Raw genomic sequence first — 5,807 nt, 5'->3', positions numbered from 1 at the left:
AACGGGGCCGATACTCCGCGTAGCAGATCGCAACCTAAAACGATCTTCCCGAGGCCCTGGGTCGCACGGCTGGGTGGCCAGCCGTGCGACAAGACGCCGGATGAGCCAGTCCGGTTCGGCGGCTGACTCGATGAGCATGCCGGCCGGACAGCGATTGAATCATGCCGCCTGTATCGCCGCCAGCGCCGCGTCGACCCGCTCCTCGGTTGGCGCTTCATAGTGGAATTCTCGACTGCGCAGGTAGTCCAGGAACGCTGACTCCGGCGGCAGGTCATGCTCCTTCAGGTAGTAGGCGATGGATGCGTCCCACACCCACGTGCCGTCCGTGAAGACGATTATCGGGACCTGCTGCCCGCGAGCTGGGTCGAGTTGGTCGACGCCGAGGCCGGCGGCACGCAGGATGAATTCTCCCTGCTTGAGGTAGGCCAGTAGCTTCTCTCGCTCAGAACCGGGGGGCAGCGGTGAGCGGCCGGCGATGAAAGGCACGCCGTCCGTCGTGCCGTCGAATACGTTTGCCACCTTGAAGTCACCCAGGATCTGAGGCATCTTTACCGCCTTCGGTTCTCGGTTGAAAATCGCGCCAGACGCCGTCGTGTGGCACGGTCGGCCTGGGAAAGCCGAACCTGTCGAGGCGCATGGAGGTGGTGTACACATTACCGTGTTTGTCGGAGAAGGCGAGTTCGGTCGGTGCGGTGACGGTGACGCCGAGCTGGTCGGCGAGTTTCTGAGCAATGGGGTCCTCGCCCCGGCCGGTCTCACAGGACATGAGGCGGATCGGCCGGCCCTGCCAGTTCTCGTCCTTGCGGATGAGGGCAGAGAGCTGTCGGGCGTCGAGATCATGGCTCCCGACACGGAATGCGGTCGGGTTGCCGTGCAGGTCGGCGGTGTAGCGGCCGGGCGCAGATTCGACGGTGGAGGCCGCCTTCCACATCCGGTCGTCGGATTTCTCGTAGAAGGCGCGGCCGTCGATGGTCGGCCGGCTGTCCCGCCAGATCCTGGACAGCCGCCAACCGAGCCGTTCCGGTCCCGCCGACCCGTCCTTGGCCCGGGCCTCGGCGGCTTGAATCTCCCCCTCGGCCCGGCCTGCGGCACGGTCCAGTAGGTCGAGTTTGCGTTCGAGGGCGGAGGGGCCGGGCGACGTGCCTGCGGGCGGTCGACGGTCCGTCACCCGCAATGGCTGGTTGTCCTTGGACGTTTCTGTTCCGCCCGCTTGCCTGTCAGGCGGCCGCGTCTCAGCTTGCCCGCCGGAGGGCCGTGTCGGGCCGTCGTTCCCCGCGGGTTGCCGGGTGCGTGGCCGCTCTGCGCCGGATTTCTCGGGGGAATCGATCTGGTCGCCCTCGGTGTCGCGGGCGGGGTCGGCGGCGGAGGCCGCTCGGCGATCCAGCAACTGCGCCTTCGCCTCGGCGCGGCTCGGCCCGGCGGCCCTCTCCGATCCGACCGGATCCGAGGACGACTCGACGTCTGGGCGCCAACGGTCAATGGACATTGCGACCTACCGTAACAGGATCGCCATATATCAGTGAGCAAACGGTGCGTGGCGAGGCTTGTCCGCCGCCGACGCTATGGCGGTCCGCGAGGTGCTGTCCGTGGAGGCCGGCATCGGGCTGCCCGGGATGGACGTTCGGTCGACGAACGCGGGCCAGCGGGAGGCGCTCATCGAGCGGGCCCGGGTTGCCGCGCGTGAGCCGCGCACGGAGGTACAGGTTCGGGCCGAAGTCGACCGGATGTTGCTGACCGCCGGCCGGGTGGTCCAGAACGTCTCGGCGCTGAACCTGTTCGCCGGGGAAGGGGACGTCGCGGTGCGGGAGGGCCGGACCGCCTCCGGTCCGGCCAACTACCTGCTGTACGTCGACCAGGCACTCGACACTCGATGGTCGCCGACTCTGATCCGCAGGACACCGGCCGGCTGACCTGCGAGGGCACGCGCGCCGGGCGGGCGCGGATCGGCGGCGAGCCGGGTGACCGCCAGCAGGACACGGCGTGTGGCGGTGGCGTCCAGCTTGCGCAGCTCGCGTAATGCGATGGCGTATGCGGGCACGTCAGCTCAGGCCGAACTCGGCCAGCACCTCGGCGTGGGGGATCCGAGGCTCGTCAGCGTCACCGCGGCGTAGTCGTGGCGGCCAGCGCCACTCGCCGAGAATGCGGATTCGGAGCTTGCGAAGCAAACACAAAACCATCCACAAATCAGGTAGCGTAACTTTCGTACGCACCACATGCGACGTGTATGACGTGATCGCCCAATCCGGCTATGACGACAACACAGGAAAGGTGAGGTCAAGTAGGTATAGCGATCCCATCAGGGTTTCCACCTGCGCCTGAGCTTCCTCTGGAGGGTGTGGCCCAGATCCCACGGCTGGTGCGGCTGCTTGCATACGGTGGAGGGCCGCGCGTCTCTAAGCGTCGGCGAGCTGTCGAGCCTCTGCGGTCATCTTCTGGATCAGGCGTTCCCACCCCGAAGTGGCCCCGCCAGCGGCGTGGATCGCGGTCCGCACTGCGGAGAGGCTCTTGTAGGCCGCATCAGGGATGGTGTCAGCTTCGACGGTCATTGTGATGTCCATCCGGCCCTCGGCGAGGTTGCCGCCGATGTCGGGGTCGATGAGGTCTTCGAGGGCGAGTAGGGCATCCATGAGCTGGTCGGTATGAGTTTCGAAGTCGCCGATGGGACCGGTCACCGTGAGTTCGACGAGCCCTTCATACTTCATGATCCGCCCTCCTTCCAGCAGGTCCTGCTCCTCAGGTAGCTCCGTAGGTTCCGTTCGTATCGCCGGTTCGACGGTGTTAGATGCACCCACTTGTAGTGACCATCGTCGCACGTACAGAACATCCGGAAGTACCCGCTACCCTTGGTGACGTTCCATCCTTGGGCTTCCCCGCTTCGGAGGAGTGCCTCTAGCTCTTTGATCGGGTGCCGCGGTCGTGGCATCCATCAACCTCCACTCGAACCTACCCGGGCATCGCCGCTGCCACCTGGATTGGTGGCGAACTACACCACGGTAGTTCGCTCCGAGTTACCGTCTCGTGGTCTTCGTGGTGGACCGACAGCTACGCTGCTGAAGCGTGCCGATGGGGACCAGCCTTGGGTGTCGCTGGGGTCGGGGCAAAGGGCAGCCAGTAGCAGGTCATCCAGCCGCCGGGGGCCGGCAAGGTCTGGCGGAGTAGATCGCGACTGCTCAGGCTCCTGTCGCCGTGGCCTCGCTGCTCGGCTGCGGGGTGCGCGTGCCCTTCAGGCTGACGCTCAGGCGGCCTGAGAAGCTGACGGCTTCAGCTGTCAGAGGAGTCACCGTTCGACAAGTGGCTGGCGTGCTGACGTCGACCCGGTGCTGGTGATGCGGACGAGGTGGCTTGTAAGCCGGGTCCTGTAGCCGGATTGCCTTGCGGCTCACCGGTGGCGGCCATCTCTCTCGGGCTGCCGTTGCCGGCAGCCTCCAGCGGTCTACCCGCAGACTCGGGCGGGCAGCCCTCGAACGCCTGCGCGGCCCACGACCGGTTACGGCCGCGGGCCTTTCTGACCTTGCTCCGGGCGGGGTTTACCGAGCCGCCCAGGTCACCCTGGGCGCTGGTGCGCTCTTACCGCACCGTTTCACCCTTACCAGCGCCGTGACCGGTACTGGCGGTCTGTTTTCTGTGGCACTGTCCCGCGGGTCGCCCCGGGTGGGTGTTACCCACCGCCCTGCCCTGAGGAGCCCGGACTTTCCTCGGCGACACCGGCGTGAACCGGTGCCGACGCGACCGCCCGGCCACCTCGTCCGCATCTTCAGCATAGAGCACGCGCCCGCCTAGACTCCCTGGCACAGGGGACGGAACTGGACGGCATGGGACACGGTCGTACAGGCGATCATGATGGATGGGGCGGACGATGGCGGGACCCGAGCAACCGGGCAAGAGGATCGACTACACCCGGCCCACGGGCCCGCCGCCGGCACCCGGCAGTCCTGCGGTCCCGCCGCCCGGCGCGGCGCCGGGGACGCCCGGCGCGCCGGCCGATGGGCCGCTGTCACGGTGCGGGGTTGCCTACACCACGTACGCGATCACCGTGGTGGTGCTGGTCATCGCGATCCTCGTCGTCGTCTTCGTGGTCAAGAACGACGCGCGGGTGAGCATCTGGTTGTTCGGCTCCATGCAGCGGATGTCGGTCGCCGCCGCGCTGGCCGCCTCGGCCGCTGCGGGGCTCGTCATCGGCCTGCTCATCGGGGTGATTCCGCAGATCCGGCTGCGCCGCGAGCTGCGCCAGCTACGGAAGGCGGCCCGCGGCCGGTAGGACGCCGAACAGGCAAACTATTACTCCCGCGCGGACGGCCGCCGATGTGGCGGGCGTCGGGTGAGTGCCGGTTCGCCATTGCTGATCGTGCCGACCTGGTTCTGGGTAACCGCCGCTGGCCGGCCGGGGGGCGCGTCGCGGAGTTCTCCCTGTACCGGGATGGGAAGAAGCGCGACCTTTCCACGTCGCCGGCGCTGGTATACCCGTCTCCGCCTCGAACCTTGCTGCGGCGAAAGTAACAGCGCGGCGACGACGGGTTGATTACCGGCTTGCCGGCCGAGACGGCAGATCTTCACCACCCATCCACGCATCCACCCATCCACCTGGCCGTGGGCGAAGAACGGCTTCTTCGGCCACCGCCCGACCGTTCGAGAGGTTGAACCACGGGGCACGGGCGGAGCGTGGGAGGCGTTGGAGATCCTGATCCGGCTCGCCGGCGAAAACGCCACGGCAGCCGAACCGGAAGCGACTTCGAGGTGCTGCTTTCCGGCGAGCCGGCGCGCGTGTTCACGAGCATCGGATGGCAATCGAGATCGACGACATCCCGCGTGCTCACCCGGCGGGCGTGCAGCGGAAAGACCGAACCGGGCGGCGTCCGTGCAGGGGGAGCCGCGGGCGTTGACCTTCCCCCGGCCGGGGTGACCCGGGCCGTCCGGCCGGGTCAGGCGGGACGGACGACCCGCTCCAGCTCGGGTCGGGCGCCGGGACCGGCCACGCGGCGCCCGAATGGGCCATCGGCCCAGGGCGGATGCGACCTGTCGGCCCCGGCGGCACCAGGTGTTCCCTGCTAGGGCGGGTGGGGTGCGGGCGTAGCCCAGGGTGGCACTGGTGGGGTGGTCAAGCCCATGCGGTGGGTGCCTCTTGTGCTGGGTGTCGTTCGGGTGTCGTTTGTACTCCCCACCGCGGTGGGGCTCGGTCGCCTGCCGCAGTGTTTTCGGTGCCACGCTCGGCCGAGGCCCGACACCTGGTGCGGGCCGCGCGCTCGGACCGCCGTAAACCCCGTGGACCTCGTGTTTTACCGCCGGCAAGAGCGTGGCAGCGGAATTCTGCCGGCGGGGAACCGGGGCGTGGTCGGCGTCGGTGATTATTAGTCGTCTCACATTCACCGGAGCCGATCGGGTGGGCGTTTTTCGTTCTCTCGTTGCCATGTTAAGTTTGAGTGCAACTTTGATCTGTGAGGTTTCGTGGCAGAAACGAAGGCCATTCACCGACTGGGTCGGACAGCCTGTGCGGGAATCACCGGTTCGGGCATCCCGGGGGCCGCGATGGGTCGGAATAGAAGAATCTTCGTCGTGCGCGCCGGTTCCGCCGGCGAGGCCGGTCACGTCCCGTCACCGGAGGTGCCTGCCACCGTCGAGGAACGGGTTGAACTCGTTGATCGAGTCATTCTCGTGAGGGCTCGGCGGGTCGTCCCCGAAAGCTGACGGCGCCCGCGGCGGAGAAGCCCCAGGGGAAGCTCCACCGGCTTCTCCGCCGCGGTAGGGGGCGTTTTCGAGGGAAGGGCCGGGGGGTCGCCCAATACCGGGAACTTAGGTTCTGATTGTGTAGG

General features: G+C 67.6%; 7 protein-coding genes and 1 other RNA gene. 3 read left to right on the top strand and 5 right to left on the bottom strand.

Features of this window, described 5'->3' with window-relative positions:
* Positions 1–159 precede the first annotated feature (159 nt).
* Both G6R25_RS20565 and G6R25_RS20560 read right to left on the bottom strand, forming a co-directional pair.
* Positions 160–546: a hypothetical protein gene (locus tag G6R25_RS20565; protein ID WP_163554244.1), complete on the bottom strand. Its 387-nt coding sequence runs from the start codon at positions 544–546 to the stop codon at positions 160–162.
* Complete coding sequence (locus G6R25_RS20560; protein WP_235949255.1) at positions 527–1,168, bottom strand: hypothetical protein; 642 nt, start codon at positions 1,166–1,168, stop codon at positions 527–529. The genes G6R25_RS20565 and G6R25_RS20560 overlap by 20 nt, the downstream gene beginning before the upstream one ends.
* Positions 1,169–1,544: 376 nt before the next feature.
* Here G6R25_RS20560 and G6R25_RS20555 point away from each other — a divergent pair, with 376 nt between their 5' ends.
* Both G6R25_RS20555 and G6R25_RS25500 read left to right on the top strand, forming a co-directional pair.
* The gene (locus tag G6R25_RS20555; protein ID WP_163554243.1) at positions 1,545–1,910 is read left to right on the top strand and encodes a hypothetical protein; all 366 of its coding nucleotides are present in this window, start codon (positions 1,545–1,547) and stop codon (positions 1,908–1,910) included.
* On the top strand, positions 1,871–2,017 hold the full coding sequence (locus tag G6R25_RS25500) for a hypothetical protein (protein ID WP_205447294.1): 147 nt from the start codon (positions 1,871–1,873) through the stop codon (positions 2,015–2,017). The genes G6R25_RS20555 and G6R25_RS25500 overlap by 40 nt, the downstream gene beginning before the upstream one ends.
* Positions 2,018–2,039: 22 nt before the next feature.
* Here G6R25_RS25500 and G6R25_RS29110 read toward each other — a convergent pair whose 3' ends face one another.
* From G6R25_RS29110 to rnpB, 3 genes are all read right to left on the bottom strand, one after another.
* On the bottom strand, positions 2,040–2,165 hold the full coding sequence (locus G6R25_RS29110) for a hypothetical protein (RefSeq protein WP_268904194.1): 126 nt from the start codon (positions 2,163–2,165) through the stop codon (positions 2,040–2,042).
* Between the two features lie 228 nt (positions 2,166–2,393).
* Positions 2,394–2,702 carry a hypothetical protein gene (locus G6R25_RS20550; RefSeq protein WP_136449297.1) on the bottom strand — a complete coding sequence of 103 codons (309 nt, stop codon included), beginning with the start codon at positions 2,700–2,702 and terminating at the stop codon, positions 2,394–2,396.
* Positions 2,703–3,329: 627 nt separating this feature from the next.
* Positions 3,330–3,745, bottom strand: an RNA gene (gene rnpB, locus G6R25_RS20545) — RNase P RNA component class A.
* Between the two features lie 111 nt (positions 3,746–3,856).
* Between rnpB and G6R25_RS20540 the strand changes: the two genes are divergently transcribed.
* Positions 3,857–4,258, top strand: coding sequence for a lipopolysaccharide assembly protein LapA domain-containing protein (locus G6R25_RS20540; protein ID WP_163554242.1), 402 nt, complete (start codon positions 3,857–3,859; stop codon positions 4,256–4,258).
* The last annotated feature ends 1,549 nt before the right edge of the window (positions 4,259–5,807 follow it).

The organism is Candidatus Frankia alpina, from assembly GCF_902806485.1.
GTDB classification, from domain to species: Bacteria; Actinomycetota; Actinomycetes; order Frankiales; family Frankiaceae; genus Frankia; species Frankia alpina.
Note: the sequence above shows the minus strand (reverse complement) of the source record. Positions and strands in the feature narration are given on the sequence as shown.